Annotated in this window: 18 protein-coding genes; 5 read left to right on the forward strand and 13 right to left on the reverse strand. The window is 46.5% G+C overall.

The genetic code is table 11. From position 1 onward, the window contains the following. Positions 1-51: 51 nt before the first annotated feature. Positions 52-693, reverse strand: coding sequence for a histidine phosphatase family protein (locus AC5SXE_RS02495; RefSeq protein WP_493916488.1), 642 nt, complete (start codon positions 691-693; stop codon positions 52-54). Beyond that, positions 690-2,324 carry a phosphoglycerate dehydrogenase gene (serA, locus tag AC5SXE_RS02500; RefSeq protein WP_493916489.1) on the reverse strand — a complete coding sequence of 545 codons (1,635 nt, stop codon included), beginning with the start codon at positions 2,322-2,324 and terminating at the stop codon, positions 690-692. The genes AC5SXE_RS02495 and serA overlap by 4 nt, the downstream gene beginning before the upstream one ends. Positions 2,325-2,715: 391 nt before the next feature. Between serA and AC5SXE_RS02505 the strand changes: the two genes are divergently transcribed. Then, positions 2,716-3,930: an ISL3 family transposase gene (locus AC5SXE_RS02505; protein ID WP_310846065.1), complete on the forward strand. Its 1,215-nt coding sequence runs from the start codon at positions 2,716-2,718 to the stop codon at positions 3,928-3,930. Between the two features lie 79 nt (positions 3,931-4,009). Here AC5SXE_RS02505 and AC5SXE_RS02510 read toward each other — a convergent pair whose 3' ends face one another. From AC5SXE_RS02510 to AC5SXE_RS02555, 10 genes are all read right to left on the reverse strand, one after another. After that, positions 4,010-5,572 (reverse strand): glutathione ABC transporter substrate-binding protein, encoded by a 1,563-nt coding sequence (locus AC5SXE_RS02510; protein ID WP_493916490.1) that lies wholly within the window; start codon positions 5,570-5,572, stop codon positions 4,010-4,012. Positions 5,573-5,614: 42 nt separating this feature from the next. After that, on the reverse strand, positions 5,615-6,721 hold the full coding sequence (gene iadA, locus AC5SXE_RS02515; protein ID WP_493916491.1) for a beta-aspartyl-peptidase: 1,107 nt from the start codon (positions 6,719-6,721) through the stop codon (positions 5,615-5,617). Between the two features lie 25 nt (positions 6,722-6,746). Further along, positions 6,747-7,718 (reverse strand): ABC transporter ATP-binding protein, encoded by a 972-nt coding sequence (locus tag AC5SXE_RS02520; RefSeq protein ID WP_493916492.1) that lies wholly within the window; start codon positions 7,716-7,718, stop codon positions 6,747-6,749. Further along, positions 7,702-8,670, reverse strand: a complete 969-nt coding sequence (locus AC5SXE_RS02525; RefSeq protein WP_310848326.1) for an ABC transporter ATP-binding protein — start codon at positions 8,668-8,670, stop codon at positions 7,702-7,704. The genes AC5SXE_RS02520 and AC5SXE_RS02525 overlap by 17 nt, the downstream gene beginning before the upstream one ends. 5 nt (positions 8,671-8,675) lie before the next feature. Continuing rightward, complete coding sequence (locus AC5SXE_RS02530) at positions 8,676-9,533, reverse strand: ABC transporter permease (RefSeq protein WP_493916493.1); 858 nt, start codon at positions 9,531-9,533, stop codon at positions 8,676-8,678. After that, positions 9,526-10,443: an ABC transporter permease gene (locus AC5SXE_RS02535; protein ID WP_310848323.1), complete on the reverse strand. Its 918-nt coding sequence runs from the start codon at positions 10,441-10,443 to the stop codon at positions 9,526-9,528. Before AC5SXE_RS02535 ends, AC5SXE_RS02530 begins: the two co-directional genes overlap by 8 nt. A gap of 321 nt (positions 10,444-10,764) precedes the next feature. Continuing rightward, on the reverse strand, positions 10,765-11,586 hold the full coding sequence (locus AC5SXE_RS02540) for a metal ABC transporter permease (protein ID WP_310848320.1): 822 nt from the start codon (positions 11,584-11,586) through the stop codon (positions 10,765-10,767). After that, positions 11,579-12,364 carry a metal ABC transporter ATP-binding protein gene (locus tag AC5SXE_RS02545; protein WP_310848318.1) on the reverse strand — a complete coding sequence of 262 codons (786 nt, stop codon included), beginning with the start codon at positions 12,362-12,364 and terminating at the stop codon, positions 11,579-11,581. The genes AC5SXE_RS02540 and AC5SXE_RS02545 overlap by 8 nt, the downstream gene beginning before the upstream one ends. Further along, the gene (locus AC5SXE_RS02550; protein WP_493916494.1) at positions 12,365-13,231 is read right to left on the reverse strand and encodes a metal ABC transporter solute-binding protein, Zn/Mn family; all 867 of its coding nucleotides are present in this window, start codon (positions 13,229-13,231) and stop codon (positions 12,365-12,367) included. After that, a complete protein-coding gene (locus tag AC5SXE_RS02555) occupies positions 13,221-13,700 on the reverse strand; it encodes a Fur family transcriptional regulator (protein WP_493916495.1) in 480 nt (159 codons plus the stop codon). The genes AC5SXE_RS02550 and AC5SXE_RS02555 overlap by 11 nt, the downstream gene beginning before the upstream one ends. Before the next feature lie 109 nt (positions 13,701-13,809). Between AC5SXE_RS02555 and AC5SXE_RS02560 the strand changes: the two genes are divergently transcribed. The 4 genes from AC5SXE_RS02560 (at position 13,810) to AC5SXE_RS02575 (ending at position 16,794) form a co-directional block, all read left to right on the forward strand. Continuing rightward, positions 13,810-14,907: an AI-2E family transporter gene (locus AC5SXE_RS02560; protein WP_310848314.1), complete on the forward strand. Its 1,098-nt coding sequence runs from the start codon at positions 13,810-13,812 to the stop codon at positions 14,905-14,907. A gap of 172 nt (positions 14,908-15,079) precedes the next feature. Continuing rightward, positions 15,080-15,565 carry an HIT family protein gene (locus tag AC5SXE_RS02565; protein WP_310848312.1) on the forward strand — a complete coding sequence of 162 codons (486 nt, stop codon included), beginning with the start codon at positions 15,080-15,082 and terminating at the stop codon, positions 15,563-15,565. Continuing rightward, positions 15,566-16,213 carry an IMPACT family protein gene (locus tag AC5SXE_RS02570; protein WP_310848310.1) on the forward strand — a complete coding sequence of 216 codons (648 nt, stop codon included), beginning with the start codon at positions 15,566-15,568 and terminating at the stop codon, positions 16,211-16,213. It begins immediately after the preceding gene. Between the two features lie 8 nt (positions 16,214-16,221). Beyond that, entirely contained in the window at positions 16,222-16,794 is a 573-nt protein-coding gene (locus AC5SXE_RS02575) for a biotin transporter BioY (protein ID WP_310848308.1), read from the forward strand. Positions 16,795-16,972: 178 nt separating this feature from the next. Here the strand turns inward: AC5SXE_RS02575 and gpt are convergent, their stop codons facing one another. Beyond that, the gene (gpt, locus tag AC5SXE_RS02580) at positions 16,973-17,461 is read right to left on the reverse strand and encodes a xanthine phosphoribosyltransferase (protein ID WP_310848306.1); all 489 of its coding nucleotides are present in this window, start codon (positions 17,459-17,461) and stop codon (positions 16,973-16,975) included. Between the last annotated feature and the right edge of the window lie 46 nt (positions 17,462-17,507).

Raw genomic sequence — 17,507 nt, forward strand, 5'->3', positions numbered from 1 at the left:
ATAATCGCTGGCGACTTGCCCACGGTCGTTTTGTAAAGGCTTCGAAGATGTTTAAAGTCCCCTTTGAATTGACCACGTCCATCCTTTCTTCAAGTGGCATATATCGCCTAGCATGGGAATCGTCACTTGGCCATTTTCTTCTTCGACAATGGATACGCTGCAATTAGCAAGCCTAAAGCGCCAAAAGCTCGAAAGGGGGAGCTCAAGCCAGTGGCATAGAAGGCATTTTAATACTGCGTCATGACTTATGATGATCGCTTGCTCTTTTCCATTCTGTTTGATCTTAGACAGTGCAACGAGGGCGCGTTCTTGCACCTCTTGCAGGCTTTCTCCCCCAGGCATTAGAATTTTATCAGGTTGTTTATGCCATAACTCGAAGGACTCTGGGAAAAAGCGCTTCACTTCTTCGGCATGTAAGCCTTCCCACTTGCCGTGATCTATTTCAATGAGGTTTTCTTCGATAAATATTTCGTATCCTCCCTTTTGCGCTAAAGGCTTTGCCGTGTGTAACGCTCTTGATAAAGGGCTGCACCATATAACAGCTTTTCCGATTTTTGAGGCTACCTTTGATGTCAATTGGGCTTGCGACGTTCCCTCGTCGTTTAAACCAATGTCCTTTCTTCCTTGAAATCTACCCTGAGCGTTCCAATCAGTTTCTCCGTGTCGTATCAGATAAAACCGCAATTTCTTCACTCTCCGTTAAGGTTTATTAAGTGCGCCCACAGTAAATCGGCATCCTTTTGTATCTTGTCCATGATATCTTTTGGGACGCTGCTATCCAGCTGTAGGGCGGCAATGGCCAGGCCGCTTCCGTTTTTTCTCCCCAAGGCGAAATTTGCGATGTTTACGTCATAATTTCCCAATAACGTTCCAATCTTTCCTATGACGCCAGGCCTATCGTGATTTGAAAAAAGTAAAACCCATCCTTCGGGCACGAAATCGATCTCGTAACCGTCAACTCGCACTATGCGCTTTTTGTTTTCTTCCGTAACGGTCCCCTCCATGGAAAAAGCTTTGTCTCGTGATTTTACCTCTACCGATAGGACGTTTTTATAGGTCCTGGCCTCGGTGCGACTCTCAAAGACGTTTACTCCCTGCTCTCTTGCCAGAAGCGGTGCCGACATGGCGTTTACTTCAGGTCCCAATCTAACCTCAAGCAACCCCTTTAAGGCAGCTGCAGTGAAGGGCATATATCTGTAAGGCACCTCGAAGGGCAGGTTTATTTCTACTTCCTCAAATAAGGGACCGGCCATGCTTACCGTTATTTGCTCAATATGTTCTTTGAGCACGCAAGCAGCGATCATGCCTATCCTTCGAGCCAGGGATAAAAATTCTCTTTCTTGAAGTGTCATCTTGTTTTCCATGTAGGGAAGATTTACGGCATTCTCGTAGGGCTCGCCTGACAAAGCTTTTATGAGGTTTTTTACGACGATTTCGGCAACGGCTTGTTGAGCCTCCTTTGTGTTCGCACCTATGTGGGGAGTTACCACTACCTTTCCCCTAAGTTCAGGATCAAAAAGAGGGCTTTCCTTCGGCGGTTCAACTGTATGCACGTCAAAGGCTGCGCCGGCAAGCCTGCCCTCTTTAATTGCCATTGCACAGGCCCCTTCGTCTACTATTCCTCCCCTGGCGCAGTTTATCAAGTAAGCCCCTCTTTTGATCGACCTCAAGGTCTCTTCGTTTATTAAATTTTTGGTCTCATGCGTTAAGGGTACGTGAAGAGTGACAAAGTCCGCCAACGACAAAGCCCCGCGCAAGTCATCGAGGCGTTTGACTCCCAAGTTTTCTGCCTTTTTGGGGTTTATATAAGGATCGTAGCAAAATATCTCCATCCCCAGGGCCTTGGCCCTAGTTGCCACTGAGGAGCCTATCCTTCCAAGGCCTATTATCAAGAGCGTTTTTCCGTATAGTTGTGTCCCCAAGAAATTTTCCCTTTTCCAATGACCCTCGAGCAAAGAGTTATTAGCCTGAGGTATTTTTCTTGCCACAGCCAATATCATGCCCATGGTCAGTTCCGTGGCGGCCAAGGTATTTCCTGTGGGCGAATTAAGCACGATGACCCCTTTTTTGCTTGCCGCAGCCAGGTCTATGTTGTCTACCCCAACCCCTACCCTAGCTACGACTTTCAATTTTTTAGCAGCATCCAGCAGCTTCGCGTCAACTGCTGTGCCACTTCTCGTGATCAAGGCGTCTACGTCCTTGACGGCATCGTAAAGTTCCTCTCGAGACATTCCAAGGTGAACGATTGTTTCGATCTTTGGCACCTCATATAAATCCTTTAAACCTTCTTCATGAATGTGTTCCGTGATCAATACCCTATACATGTGGTTTCCACCTTCTTCAGTAAAGAAATAAAAAATAGGCCGGAAGATGTCGCCTCCGGCCTATTTTAAGTTAAATAAAATTTTAGTTTAAAAAACTGAGCTATTTTACCCTCATGTCATGCGGCCTAAAGCAACACCTCTTCCTTTCTTGACGAGAACGCCAAGATCGAGAAGAACTGCTGCCGCATGATATACAAATCACATTAAGGTCGAATGCCATAGCTCAAACCTGCCCTTACATAGTGACTCAAGCTTCCACTTTTATAATACTCGTATCGACGATTGTCAAGCCCTTGGTGGCTCTATAATCTTTAGTGTGGAAAATTTGACTTAAAAATATAATGGTGGTAAGAACCAACCAAACCCATTAAGAAAGGAGGCTCCTACCACCATGGCCAAAGGCCATTTAAATGATATCACTAATTTGCTTGGGTTGGAAGGTCTAAGGGTCATACAAGTAGTTAAAGAGGAAGATTTTGTAGTAATTAAAGTTCAGGCCAAAGGGGAAAGGGCGTTTTGTCCTCATTGCGGCTCAAAGCACCTTTACAGACACGGCCATGCAAGACCAAGAAGGGTGCTGCATGCTTTTATCTGTGGCAAGAGGGTATATCTTGAAATATGGGGACTGCAGAGGTGGAAGTGCAGGTCCTGTGGTCGCACCTTCACTTGGAGGCTTGAAATCCTAAGGCCAAGGAGCAGGCTTACCAATATGGCCGAGATGTGGGTACTGTGGTTGCTAAAGTTCATGAGCTTCAAAGAGGTGGCAAAGCTTCTTCACATATCCTACGGCAAAATTAAAAAGGTGTTGATGGACTTCGTGAGGATGGCTGACTTACCGGGATCAATGATAGACGACTTAGAAGAACTTCACCTAGGGATAGATGAACACAGTTTCAGGCATCAGGACATGGTGATAGTGGTGACAGACGTAATGGCAAAGAGGGTGCTTGGAATACTAAAGGACGATCGCCTTTCTACCCTGGAGGAGTTTTTAAAGAAGATCCCAAGCCAAAGGGTCAAGGAAGTATGCATAGACATGAAGGAGGGCTTTAGAAAGTTGGCTCAAAGGCTTTTCCCCAAAGCCAATGTAGTCGTAGACCATTTCCACATCATAGCAGACGGAAACAGACGCATGGACGAGGCAAGGAGGATAGAACAAGACGTACGTAACAAAAGAAAAGTAAGGATACCCAAAAAGATATTCCTCGTGGGATTTGAGCGGTTAAGCGAAGGCGGAAAAGAAAAGCTAGACGAGCTTTTAAGCCAATACCCAAACCTCAAGGACTTTTACTGGGCTAAGGAAGCTTTGAGGAAACTTTACAGTGCAAGGGACAAAAAAGAAGCTTTAAGGCAGTTGGAGCTAGTCATCATAAACTTAAAGGCCTCTGACGACGCTGAAGCCCGAAGGTGGGCAAATACGCTTAAAAGATGGCGTGAGCCCATCTTAAATTACTTCGACAACAATACTACCAACGCCTATACCGAAGGATGCAATACGAAGGTGAAGATGCTAAAACGAATCTCTTTTGGCCTTAGAAACATAGAGGTCTACGTCAGAAAGATGATGCTAGGGTTCTTGCCACAGAAATTTTTCCACACTATTTGAAATAGAGCCGCCCTTGGTGGTGAGGGCGTAAAAAGCGGGGGCTGGCAATTGCCCTTCGTTTATTATGCTTTTGCAATTTTTAGCGTTCTACGAAAGCTTGATGGGCAAAAGTCATCTCAAGCGGTATGATCTTTATGCCTTTAACGTAATTCCAGTAACCAGTCACATTGTTCATCCAATATAAAGTGATCCACGGAGCATCTTCTACTATTATCTCTTGGGCTTCTTTGTAAATTTCCTTACGCTTTTGTGGGTCCACAGTACGCATACCTGCCTCTATTAATTCGTCAACTTTGGGATTCTTGTAGAAACTGTAGTTATCGTCGGGAGCCCAATTGGCGGAGTGAAACAGCGGGCGAAGCGCCCAATCGGCATCCCCCGTCGATGGAGACCAGCCAAGAAGGTACATGTCCACATCGTTTTCATTCAAGGGCTTAGAGAGCGTTGCAATATATGTACCCCATTCCATTGTGACGAGCTTCGCATCAACGCCTATGTCTTTCAGGTATGCCTGTACTGCTTCTGCGACCTTAAAATCCATCAAGTAGCGCCCATGGGGTGTCATTAAGTTTACGGAAAGTTTTTGTCCGTTTTTTTCGAGGATCCCGTCACCGTTTGTATCTTTCCATCCGGCTTCCGCAAGTAGTTCTTTGGCTTTTTGCGGATCGTAAGGATAGCCTCTAACTTCTGCATAGCCGTTGGTCATTGGGGACATTGGGGTATCTGTCGGCACGCCCATGCCTTTTAGAATATTATCGCATATGGCCTTTTTGTCTACGGCATAGTTAAAGGCACGACGCACTAGAACGTCCTTTGTCACGCCTTTTTGACAATTCATGCCTATATAAATGACGCGGAGAGATGGTGCAATTTCTACCACCAAGTCTTTACGGGCTTTTAGATGTTCGATGTCAAAGGGAGAAAGCCTCTCGGCTACATCAAGTTCTCCCGTTTCGAGCATCATTGTGCGTGCCGTGTCCTCGGGCACCACCTTAAATAAGAGTTCATCGAGTTTTGGTCTGCCTCCATGGTAGCCATCGAAAGCTGTGAATTTTATCTGGTCGCCGACAGCCCACTCCTTGAACTTAAACGGACCGGTGCCGGATGGCTTTCGCCTTATGTCCGCCTTGGCATCGATTAAAGTAGGGTCTACGATAATACCTGCAGTGTGGCAGAGCGTGTGGAGGAAGGGGCCAAACGATTCTGGCAGGATGAATTGCACAGTATAATCATCTATTACCTTCACTTCACCGATGACGGGTTTATAAAGAGAACTTCTTTTCAGTCCGCCTGCAAGGATTCTATCGAAGTTCTTTTTGACTGCCTTGGCGTTGAAGTCAGCGCCGGAGTGAAATTTGACGCCCTTCTTCAAGTGAAATGTCCACGTTTTCCCGTCATCAGAAACGCTCCAATCCGTAGCGAGTTTAGGGATGATGTTCATATTTTCGTCAAAACCTATAAGCCCTTCGTATATATGGTGACAGACCTCTTCCGAGGGATTGTCAGTCACGTCGGCAGGATCTAACGCCACAGGTTCAACTCCTTGCCCTATAACGAGCTTCATGGTTGCCGTTGCGGATGACGATCCCATGACGAAAAAACCAAATGCTACGCATAATAGCACAGTAACCAAACGTTTCATTTCTTTTTCCCCCTTTTAAACAAACGATCTTGCGATGGTCGATTATATTTTACCCCAAACCAATCTGCCATTGGCCACTACGCCTGCCAAATTCCATGTATTATCGAATATGAGGAAATCTGCATCAAAACCCACCTCTATTTTGCCTTTGCAGCCAAGCCCCAACCTTTCGGCGGGATTTGTCGAAAAGACAGCGAGTGCCTTTTCAGGCCCTATTACATCCAGCATGCGCAAAAACTGGGTCATTAAGTCTTCGGGCGTAGTTATCCTTACATCTAACAAATGACCCTCGGAATCGAAAAGCGGAGAGCTTCCTCCCGCATCCGAGCTTACAGTAATGCGATCGAGCGGAACTCCAGCCTCAAGAAGATGTATCACAGCCTCATATGCCTGAGGGCAATTCATGTCGCTAATAGCCGTAAAATCTACATTTCCCCCCTCAAGGGCAAATTTTAGCGCTTCCTCCAATATTGCCTCGTTCCTGTTCATGTGGGTCGGCAGGAAGTGATACAGCGGAATGGAGGTCCTTTTATTTGTCTCCCGCACGATGTAAAGGGGATCGGGGCAGGTGCCGACGTGCAAGTGGAATATCCCCACCTTGCCGCTCAAAATTCCTGCCACGCGCACCTGCGAAGCAAGGCGCATAAACTCTTCTACCGTTGGGTGAGATGATCGGTGATCCGCTATAGCAGCTTTTAATCCCAACACCTTCTCTATGGCAATGATATCTACGGCCACATCTCCGGTGATGGTGATTGGTGGAATTTTATAAGATCCTGTGAATATATACGTCGATATACCTTGGGCTTCCAAAGCGTAAGCCTTCTGCAGTACTTCCATGACACTTCTGGCATAGCTGTCAGTCCCCAGCAAGCCGACGGCTGTGGTTATGCCTGATTCCAAAAGCGAAGATACGCTCAAAGGCTCTGCCCTGAAAAGCGGTCCTCCTTCCCCGCCCGCCCCAGCAAAATGTACATGAAGGTCTATGAGTCCCGGCGTGAGGATGAAATTCGATAGGTCGAATGTTTTTGTCTCTATAGGCATGGAGCCAATGCTACTTTCAACAGCTAACACCTTGCTATAGCCAACAAATATATCTACACTGCCCAGATCCTGAGGGGCAAAGGTACGTACGTTTTTCAACAACATGATTTTTTCCCTCCTCTGTAGGATTTCAAATCAAATGGCATGTAACCCATCGGCCTGGCATTACTTCTCTAAAATCCGGCATCTTTATCATGCAAATATCGATAGCCTTACGGCAGCGCGGATTGAAGGGGCAACCGGGAGGGGGGTTTATGGGGCTAGGAATATCCCCTTCTATGACCTTGTTTTCTATATCCTCAGGAGGGAAGGATATCTTTGGAATGCTTCTTAAAAGCGCCTGGGTATAAGGGTGAAGGGGCTGGGAAAAGAGGACTTCCTTTGGCGAGCTTTCCATGATCTTGCCCAAATACATGACAGCCACATCGTGGCTTATATGCCTCACCACAGCTAAGTTGTGAGATATAAAGAGGTACGAAAGGCCTCGCGATCGCTGGAGATCCTTAAGCAGGTTTAATATCTGGGCTTGCACTGATACATCAAGTGCGCTCGCGGGTTCGTCTAAGACGATAAATTCAGGGTTAAGGGCAAGTGCTCGAGCAATGGCTATGCGTTGCCTTTGGCCGCCGGAAAATTCATGCGGATAGCGGCTCAAGTGATCTTCCCTAAGTCCCACTTCTGCTAGGATTGCTGCCGCTCGTTCCGTAAGCTCCTTGTCGTTTTTTACCAAACCGTGGAGCTTCATCCCCCTCCCGATAATATCCCTTACCGTCATGCGTGGGTTAAGGGAGGCGAAGGGGTTTTGAAAGACTATTTGAGCTCGCCTCCTAAATTCTCGAGGATTTCTTGCCAGGAATTCTTCAATCGACTTGCCATCGTAGAGGATCCTGCCGCCCGAGGGTTTGATCAGCCCTAAAAGCAATAATCCCGTGGTGGACTTGCCGCTGCCGGATTCTCCCACAAGGCCCAGTGTCTCGCCCACCTCGACGGAGAGAGAAACGCCATCCACGGCCCTTACCCACCCGGCAGGTTTTGACGTAACGATGCCTCCCCTTATAGGAAAGTGCTTATACAAGCCTTCCGCACTAATCAGCGTAGGCATGGCAAGCCACCTCATGGTATGGCTTCACGGCTTTAAACGCAGGCCTTTTGGACTTGCATATCTCCATTGCCCGTGGACAGCGTGGATGAAAGCGACACCCTGCGGGAGGGTTTATGGGGTTTGGTAGTGTGCCTTCTATGACAGCAAGCTCGCTTATGTCCTCATCGACCCTGGGAATGGCCGCCAGCAGCCCTTGCGTGTATGGATGCAGAGGGCTTTGAAAGAGGCCTTCCACCCTTCCCTGCTCTACGATCAACCCAGAATACATGACAGCTACTCTATGGGCCATCGTGGAAATAACACCGAGGTCGTGGGAAATCAAGAGCACGCTGCTTCCGTAATCTCGTTGCAATATCTTTATCAGGCTTAGGATCTGAGCCTGGATGGAGACATCGAGCGCCGTGGTAGGTTCATCTGCTATCAAAAGCTTTGGGTTTAGCGAGAGGGCCATGGCTATCATGACTCGTTGCTTCATGCCGCCCGAAAGTTGGTGCGGGTAGCGGTTAACCGCTGTATGCGGATCCGGGATGTTGACAAGTCCGAAAAGCTCGACAGCCTTGAGCATGGCCTCACGAATGGGGGTTTTCAGGTGCGCCCATATGGCTTCAGCCACTTGAAATCCTACCCTGAGGACCGGATTTAAGCTGCTCGCTGGATCTTGGAAAATCATTGCAATATCCTTCCCCCGGATGCGGCGCATCTGCTGTTCTGACAGAGAAAGCAGAACCTTTCCCTTGAAGAGTATGCTTCCTCGTACGATTTTGCCGGGAGGAGAGGGGATGAGCCCCATGATTGAGGTAGCTGTTACAGACTTGCCACAACCTGTCTCCCCTACAAGGCCCAATATCTCTCCTTCGTTTATTGAAAACGAAATGCCATCAAGGGCTTTTATTACCCCTTCATCGGTGTAAAAGTATGTTGCAAGGTCTTTTACTTCAAGCAGCGGCTCCATCTATCTTACTCCTTGAGCCTCGGATTTAGGGCATCTTGCAGGCCATCTCCAAGGAAATTAAATCCTAATACCGTGATCATAATGGCAAGGCCGGGAAAGAGAGCTACATGAGGGGCTGACCGAAGATACATTCGAGCACTTGATAGCATGGTGCCCCACTCAGGATTGGGAGGTTGTACTCCCAAACCCAAGAAACCAAGTCCTGAGGCTGTAAGTAACACCGTAGCCATGCGAAGCGTCGTCTGAACGATTATTGGAGAAAGGGCATTTGGGAGGACATAGCGAAGAATCACTGCCGCGTCGCTTTCGCCTATTGCCTTCGCTCCGATGACATACTCGTTTGCGCTGACGGCAAGCACTGCCCCTCTGGTAATGCGTGCAAATTGTGGAACAGAGTAAATACCGATTGCTATGATGAGATTCCTCAAGCTGGGGCCCAACATTGCTACGATGGCAAGGGCCAAAAGCATTCCCGGAAATGCAAGTAATATGTCCATGAAGCGCATGATCACCTCGTCAACCTTGCCGCCATAATATCCCCCAAGGGCACCGAGGAAAATCCCGATGAGGAGTGCGAATATGACTGAGCTTAACTGTATTAAAAGTGACATTCGTGCCCCCCAGATGATGCGAGAGCATATATCCCTCCCAAATTCGTCGCAACCTAAAAAATGCTCGGTACCCGGCGAAAAAAAACTTTTAGCAAGATTCTGTTTGGTGGGATCATAGGGGGATATATAGGGAGCAAAGATGGCACATGCAACATAGAGGGACACAATAAAAAGCCCCACTATGGCAATTTTGTTCTTCTTCAGGCGGCGCCACGCAGTATGTGCCGGGCGTTTGGCAGATGCTTTAGTCATAACGAATCCTCGGATCTAAGAAGGCATAAAGCACGTCTACGCCCAAATTGACCAGAACAAAAAGGCCTGCTACCAAAAGGAGAGAAGCCTGCACTACTGGGTAGTCCCTGGCCATAATTGAGTCGACGATCAATCTCCCTACCCCTGGCCAGGAAAAAACGGTTTCTGTGAGCACAGCTCCCGCCAACATATATCCAAACTCTAATCCAACCACGGTGACTGTTGGTATCAAGGCATTCCTCAAAGCATGACGGTAGATCACGATTCTGGAGGGTAAGCCTTTCGACTTGGCAGTCGTTATGTAATCTTGCCTTAAGATGTCCATCATGCTGGAACGCGTCATCCGAGCTATTACTCCAGCAGAAGAAGTGCCCAACACGATCGCGGGAAGGACTAAATACCGTAAACCGCCCATACCCCCCGATGGAAGCCACATCAAATATACTGAAAATATCATAATCAAGACGAGTCCCCACCAAAAGACAGGCATTGATACGCCAAGGAGTGCCATCGTAGTCGAAAGATAGTCTACAATAGAGTGGCGTCGAACAGCAGAAAGTATCCCAGCTACCGTTCCCACAGCTACGGCTACTACGATGCTCGCGCAGGCAAGCTTAAGGGTATTAAAAATCCTTGGAATAATGACGCTCGCCGCAGGCATCTCGTATTTGAGGGATATGAGGCTGCCATCAAAGAGGCCTTTTAAGAACATAAAGTATTGGATAAAGAGGGGCTTATCCAAGCCGAAGCGAACTCGCAGGGCTGCTACATCTTCCGCGGAAGCTTCAAGCCCGGCCAAAAGCTCCGCAGGATCTCCGGGTGCCAAGTGCAACATAAGGAAAGCGATGACCGAAACGCCTACGAGAACAGGGATAAGGAGTATAAGCCTTCTGATAATGAACTTTATCATATAGCTTCCTCCGTCTTGTCTTTTGTCCCACAACGTGTTTAAGTGTATCGCCCATGCAAATATATTGACTATCTATCAAGAACACTATGCGGACTGCTAAGTAAATTACAGTCCGCAGCAACCCTAAAGATGCGCAACTGTATTATATGCACTCTATGGGCTAAAGACTTTTGGATGCTAAATATCATTATAAAGCACCACTAACGCTATGTGCAACTAAGAGAACTGTTTAAGGTCATGCAATAGGCCCACCTAAGTTGGGTGTCTCGGGGTTACCATGAAAATCGTCCGAGGGTTAAAGGAGCAATCTGAAGGTTTGGGTCAAACCTTCTTTCGTTGCAAGTTGCGGTATCTGAGAAATATTTCTGTAGCAAAGTAAACTAGGGCTGCAATGATAATTATCACAGCGCCTGATGTTAAGTTAAGTTTATAAGCCACTGTTAGTCCTGTTAGCGAAAAAACGAGGCTCAAGAAAGATGAGGTCGCCATCATGCCAACTAAGGAGCGGCAAAACCTTTCTGCTATGTAAGGCGGAATGGAAAAAAGCGCTATTACCAATATAAGCCCCACTATTCTAATCATCAGGACCACTGAAAAGGATATGAGAACTATGACGGCAAAATGAAGAAAGTTGACCGGGACTCCTCTGGTGCGAGCATAGTCTTCGTCGTAAGAATAGACTAACAAATGTCCGTAAAAGGTGGGCACAAAGACACAAAGAATCAAGGCAAAAACACTCATCAAGATTATATCTCTCTTGGTTACCATTAATATGCTGCCAAATAAATAGCTCATTAGGTCTCCCCCGTATCCGGGAGCGAGGTCTGAAAAGACAACACCTATAGCCATGCCGACTGCCCAGGTAATGCTCACAATGGTGTCAGCCCTGGATTGCGCCTTGAGTGTCGTCCAAGCCATAAAAAGAGAAGAGACCAAAGCAAAGCCCAAAGCTCCAAGTTGTGGCGTAAATCCAAAAAAAAGCGCCATGCCCACACCCCCGTAGGCGGCGTGAGCTACTCCTCCCGCCATGGAGACTAACCGCTTGCTCACCACGATTGTTCCCATTATGCCGCAGATGAAGCTGGCAAGGACCGCTGCTGCTAAGGCGTTGCGCATGAAGTCATATTGAAGGGCTTCAAGCATCTCGCTCACCCTTGTGTTTGGACAACACTCGATGGGGGATGCCGTGGGCTATGATCTCCACTGGACAAGACCCATAGGCCATTTGAAGCATTTCGGGAGTTATTTCGTTGGAGTCATGGTAGTAGACGGTACCGTTTACGCAGGCTACGGCTGTTGCATAGCTTGTGATGACGGTCATGTCATGACTCACGAGCACTACGGTTATCTTTTCGTTGAGCTCTCGCAGCTTATCATAAAGGATGTTTTGAGCTTCAATGTCCACGTTTGCCGTTGGTTCGTCCAAGAGTAAAATCTTGGGCTGAGAGGTCAATGCCCTTGCAATAAGTACGCGCTGGCGTTGTCCTTGCGATAGTTCGCTCATCATGGCTGAAGCGTATTCGTTCATTCCCATCGTCTTTAAGGCTTCATATGCCATCTCTTTGTCTTCTTTGGTATAAAAACACTTTAGACCGTGCAGCCTTCCCATGAGCACTACATCCAGCACTCTTACAGGAAAATCGAGATTAAAATTTGTGTTTTGGGGGACATATCCCATTAAGTGCAAGGCCTGCCTTGGTTCAAGGCCGTCGAAAAGCCTTACTTCCCCTCTTCGAGGGACGCAAAGTCCCAAGACAAGTTTAAGTAAGGTTGTTTTCCCTCCCCCATTTGGTCCGATTATGACCAAAAATTCCTTTGGAGGAACTGAAAAGGATACCTGGCGAAGCACAAAGGAGTTGTTGTAGGAAAACCACACATCTTTGAATAAAATGTCATAAGCAGGAGACCTTTGTTGGGACATTTATAACACCCTCGAAAAGATTTTTGCCACTGCCTTTAAGTTGTCAGCCCAGTCTTTGGACAAAGGATCGATCTCGATTATTTGCGCGCCTATGGCTTTTGCCACGGCTTGAGCTCCCTTTTTTGAATGCTGAGGCGAGACGAAGATCACATTGATACCTTCCCTCCGCGCCTCCTCTATTAGGCGGACTAACTGAGCTCCCTTGGGTTCCTTTCCTTCGACCTCTATCGGGACTTGAATGAGACCATAGTCACTTGCGAAGTGCCCCCATGCCGGATGAAAGACCAAGAATTTCTTGCCTCGCACCGCTTTTAAAATATTCCATATCTCTTCGTCTAGGGCCACAATATCCTTTAACAAATCCTGATAGTTTTTTCTGTAAACCTCTACTCCTTCTGGGCTGACAATGGCGAGGCTTCGGTAAACATCGTCCGCGATCTTTAATGCTACAAGAGGAGAAGTCCAAATGTGCGGATCAGAGCTCTGACATTTTTCATCGTGATCTTCCATGCTTATGGCTCCTGAACTAATGTCTACTACGAGCAAATCTGGATTTGAAGATTTTATCTTTGGCAGGATGTTTGTCTCAAAAGGAAAGTTCGTCGAAAAATAAATTCGCGCTTTTGAAAGTGCCACCATTTGTCTGGGTTTTGGTTCGAAGGCGTGGGGGTCATCGTTTGGACCTAGCAGTGATTCCACCTGAACTTCATGGCCTCCTATGCGTTCGATGAAGTACGCAATTGGCGGCACTGACGTGAATGCTATCGTCTTATCATTGCCAAAAGCCGTAGTCTCATTGGCAAGTGACGTTGATATCAATATGATCGCGAGCAGGAAAAAAGTTTCAAAAAAACGTTTATACTTCACCTCGTGCTCCTCCTTCACTAGCTGAAGCGGACTGTGCCTTTTTGCAACATTCCGTACATAAGCCTTCGGCGGTGACCAGCAGTCGATGTACCCGGAACCCTTTTTTCTTTAGCGCTCCAATCTCTTTTAGACTTTTCTCTATGGGTTGTATGCAAAACAATTTTCCGCACTCCTCACAGTGAAAGTGTGCATGCGGAAGGTCAAAGGAGTCCGCCTTGCTGTAATATCGGCAATTTCCGGCCTCAGCCACGCACTTAATAAGACCTACGCCTTCGAAGGCTTTAATTGTACGGTAAACGGTCGCAAGGTCTATGGTTTCTTCACATTTCTTTTCAGTAATCAGGTGATGCAATTCTCCTGCGGTAAAGTGGCAGTTGCATTCCCACATTTTTAGAAAAATGGCTATACGTTGTTTTGTAGCTGCCAAACCCTTTTTCCTTAAAATGTCTCTTGCCATATTTTTGTTCATGTAGTGTATTTTATCCTGTTTGCAAATTATTTGCAAACAGGATAAAGGCTTTGAGATTAGATGTAAAAGGATGATAATATTAGGTGTAAAGGCAAAGGAGGTTTTGGCCATGCCTGATTGTGACCACAATAGCCCTAAAACAGCCAAGGATAGCGCTTTTACAATGAATTGGTATAGATATCAAGCCCCGTTGCTACTGCTGGGCTTCCTGTGCATTGTGGCAGGTGGTGCTGTTTTACGTTCGGCCAGAAGCGTTGTCATGCCCTTGGTCATAGCATGGCTGCTTTCATTTATATTTAAGCCGGCCGTATTAAGGTTGGAAAAAAGAAAAGTACCTCGAGGCCTGGCTGTCTCCCTGCTTTTGACCTTATTTTTAGTTATTTGCTTATTGGCCTTTGCGTTGCTTTATAGAAGGATACTTCCTTTTGTGAATGCATTTCCAGGCTATTATGCTCGCTTCATGAATATCGTCCAAGAGATAGGCCAAAAAACAAATTTACCAACGGACGTTTTAATGGAATTTGATTTGGGGAGGCGATTGACCCCATTTCTTTTTGCCCTTCCGGCTAAGGCAATCTCTTTAATCAGCAACCTTTTCCTGATCATAGTGTTTTTGATATTCATATTGCTAGGTTCTCCGGCATCCTCTGAAAAGCTTAAGCGAGCCTTTTCACCGACAACGGCAGATCGCGTGCAGCAAATTGTCAACGCCATTTCAAAGCAAATTGGTCGGTATTTGCTTACGACCGTTATCATTAGTGCCTTGACGGGCATTGCCGTATGGCTTGCTCTTGTCATAATAAATGTAGATTTTGCTGTCAACTGGGGAGTGTTGGCATTTGTATTGAATTTCATACCTTATGTTGGATCGCTTATTGCCTCCATCCCTCCGATATTGGTGGCCATTGTACAGTTTTATCCAGACATTAGACCTGCAGTAACAACATCTCTTGCCCTCTTGGCTATCCAAACGAGCATAGGGAACCTGCTTGCGCCAAAAGTTGTTGGAGATGCCCTTAACATAAACCCTATAGTTGTTCTCCTGTCGCTCCTTTTTTGGGGTTGGCTTTGGGGTGGAGTTGGAGCGGTGTTGGCCGTTCCCATCGTAGTCGTGATTAAAATAACATGTGAAAATGTTCCCATACTACGTCCCATTGCTATTCTCATGGAATCTAGGCAAAGCAAAGTGATTGAAGGACCAGCTTAAACCCGGTACCCTTTGATTTAAGGCGCTGAAGCTTTTTTTACGAGTTACGAGATTTGAGATTTCATGATCATGTTATAATCCTGTCAGAATAACCTGTCGTGAGCCTCTCCAAGAAATGTTTCACGTGAAACATTTCTTGGAGAGAAACAAAGATAAATGGAGGCGATGAATCATGGAAGTGCTTCATGCACCTTGGCGCATGAAATATATTGCCGAATCGGGTTCCAAGAATATGGATTGTATTTTTTGCGAATTCGTGAAGGAAAATGAAGACGAGAAAAGGCTGATTTTATATAGAGGCAAAAAAGCATTTATAATGTTAAACGCCTTTCCCTACAATCCCGGACATTTGATGGTGGCACCCTTTCGCCACACGGGCGATTACGACGCGTTGAGCGAGGAAGAGATTTTGGAGTTAAACCTCTTGGTTCAAAGGTGCATAAAAGTCATCAAAAAAACCATGAATCCCCATGGCTTCAACATTGGAGTAAATATGGGCAAAGTAGCTGGAGCTGGCTTCGAGGGGCATGTCCATGTGCATATAGTGCCCAGGTGGGAAGGCGATACGAACTTTATGCCAGTTGTAGGGGAGACCAAGGTGATACCGGAAGCCCTGGATGTAACTTATAAAAAACTCAAAGAGGCATGGGAAGAATAAGTGGCAGAAAGCAGCGTCTATTTGGAACCTAGAGAAAATGCAAAAGTGGAGTTGACCATAAGAAGGTCTCGTTTCATAGGCCACCTCAGGGTTGCCGGGTCAGTGGAAGAGGCAAAAAAGATCATCAGGGAAATATCAAAAGAGCATTCCAATGCGACGCACAATTGTTGGGCTTACAAGGTGGGCATCGATTTCCCTCAAGAGCATTATTCCGATGGAGGTGAGCCTTCCGGGACAGCGGGCAAGCCTATCTTAGGTGAAATTGAACGAGCAAACATTACCAATACTGTCATTGTCGTTACTCGTTATTTCGGAGGAATCAAGCTCGGTGTCAGGGGGCTCATAGAAGCCTATGGCCAAACTGCGAGGGAAGCAATAAGAGCAGCCGGGGTGGCCCGGAAGGTTAAGGGAAAAGAAATAATGATTGATGTGCCTTACGATAAGCAGAGCCTCATATACTCGCAGTTCAAATCGATGGGAATCGATGACTCCAGCTGGGAGGCCGTGTACGCGGAAAGGGTTCGTCTTTACGGTAAGATTCCGGACTTTTTGGTCGAAGAGGTAGAAGAATTGCTTTCAAGTTACGTAGGGCAGGGTTGGGTTTTCACGTGGAGCTGGATAGAGGAGCTTAATAACTTGCGAGGGTGATGACGTTCGTGTTTAACTTTGAAACGAAATCGGTTATTTTAGCTGGGTTGTTCGTGTGTCTTACGGCTGTTGGGGCTTGGATAAGGATCCCTTTTCCCATCGTTCCTTTGACACTACAAGTATTTTTTGTACTCCTTTCAGGCATGTGCTTAGGGCCAAAGTGGGGAGCAATGTCGCAAGCCGTGTACATTGGAATGGGGTTGATCGGGTTGCCGGTCTTTGCGGGCGCAAGCGGCCCGCACATCTTATTTTCACCCACATTTGGTTATTTGGTGGGTTTTATACTTGCCTCCTATGTGACTGGTAAGGTGTCAAGTGGAGAAGCGAAGTTTTTTCGATTTCTTGGTTCTTCCCTTTTAGGGCTTCTAGCGATTTACTTGTGTGGAATAATAGGCTTATATCTAAATTTAAACTTCGTTATAGGCAAGGAAGTTTCTTTTATTGGTACGATAAAGATAGGTGTCTTACCCTTTTTGGCTGCAGACGCATTAAAAGCAGCTGCGGCGGCCATCCTTGCCTCTAGGGTAGCGCCGCAGCTTTTAAATATGAGGGCAAGAGCCGGACTCAAGACAGGGACATAAACGAGGTATCTTGCCAGAATGTGTAAAATGTAACAAGAGAAAGCAAGTTGATATTTTAGCATTAATAAGTAGTCAAGTAGTAAAAGTGAAGAAAGATTAAAAATTAACGATAAATGTTTTAAATAATTTTTGTAAAAAGACGTAACGGTAAACGCGCTTTTAAATTGATTTATAAAGGTTAAGGCATTCGTTGTATCAGCGGTTCGACGAACTGGATTTCAGAATCCCAGGGAAATAAAATCCACGTGTCTTGACTGACCTCGGTGATGTAGGTGTCTACGTAAGGTTTTCCGTCAGGTTTTGCGTAAACCGTGGCGAAATGAGCATCGGGCAACATTTGCCTTACGATTTTGGCGGTCTTGCCGGTGTCCACCAAGTCATCAATAATGAGGGCATTTCCCCCGTCAATGCCCTCTATGCTTTTTATTATCTTTAGCTCTCCCTGCTCCTTTAAAGTGTAGCTTGACACACAAACGGTATCGACGTAGTGGATATCGAGTTCTCTGGCGATAATGGCAGCCGGAACCAAGCCACCCCTGACGATAGCGATTATCTTGTCCCAGGACTGACCCTTATCGATCAGACGCCAAGCTAGGGCTTTGCTGTCCCTGTGAAGCTGGTCCCACGATACTGGAAAAGTTCTTTTATAACGATTTTTACTGACCATAGGCGATCTCCCCTCACAGAAGTGATGTTTGTATTATTATTTTTTA

Source organism: Acetomicrobium sp., assembly GCF_059026225.1.

Bases quoted from the DNA above. Each gene is read 5' to 3' on its own strand.
- serA (WP_493916489.1), bottom strand. From the start codon at position 2,324: ATGTATAGGGTATTGATCACGGAACACATTCATGAAGAAGGTTTAAAG.
- AC5SXE_RS02505 (WP_310846065.1), top strand. From the start codon at position 2,716: ATGGCCAAAGGCCATTTAAATGATATCACTAATTTGCTTGGGTTGGAA.
- AC5SXE_RS02510 (WP_493916490.1), bottom strand. From the start codon at position 5,572: ATGAAACGTTTGGTTACTGTGCTATTATGCGTAGCATTTGGTTTTTTC.
- iadA (WP_493916491.1), bottom strand. From the start codon at position 6,721: ATGTTGTTGAAAAACGTACGTACCTTTGCCCCTCAGGATCTGGGCAGT.
- AC5SXE_RS02520 (WP_493916492.1), bottom strand. From the start codon at position 7,718: ATGCCTACGCTGATTAGTGCGGAAGGCTTGTATAAGCACTTTCCTATA.
- AC5SXE_RS02525 (WP_310848326.1), bottom strand. From the start codon at position 8,670: ATGGAGCCGCTGCTTGAAGTAAAAGACCTTGCAACATACTTTTACACC.
- AC5SXE_RS02530 (WP_493916493.1), bottom strand. From the start codon at position 9,533: ATGACTAAAGCATCTGCCAAACGCCCGGCACATACTGCGTGGCGCCGC.
- AC5SXE_RS02535 (WP_310848323.1), bottom strand. From the start codon at position 10,443: ATGATAAAGTTCATTATCAGAAGGCTTATACTCCTTATCCCTGTTCTC.
- AC5SXE_RS02540 (WP_310848320.1), bottom strand. From the start codon at position 11,586: ATGCTTGAAGCCCTTCAATATGACTTCATGCGCAACGCCTTAGCAGCA.
- AC5SXE_RS02545 (WP_310848318.1), bottom strand. From the start codon at position 12,364: ATGTCCCAACAAAGGTCTCCTGCTTATGACATTTTATTCAAAGATGTG.
- AC5SXE_RS02555 (WP_493916495.1), bottom strand. From the start codon at position 13,700: ATGAACAAAAATATGGCAAGAGACATTTTAAGGAAAAAGGGTTTGGCA.
- AC5SXE_RS02560 (WP_310848314.1), top strand. From the start codon at position 13,810: ATGCCTGATTGTGACCACAATAGCCCTAAAACAGCCAAGGATAGCGCT.
- AC5SXE_RS02565 (WP_310848312.1), top strand. From the start codon at position 15,080: ATGGAAGTGCTTCATGCACCTTGGCGCATGAAATATATTGCCGAATCG.
- gpt (WP_310848306.1), bottom strand. From the start codon at position 17,461: ATGGTCAGTAAAAATCGTTATAAAAGAACTTTTCCAGTATCGTGGGAC.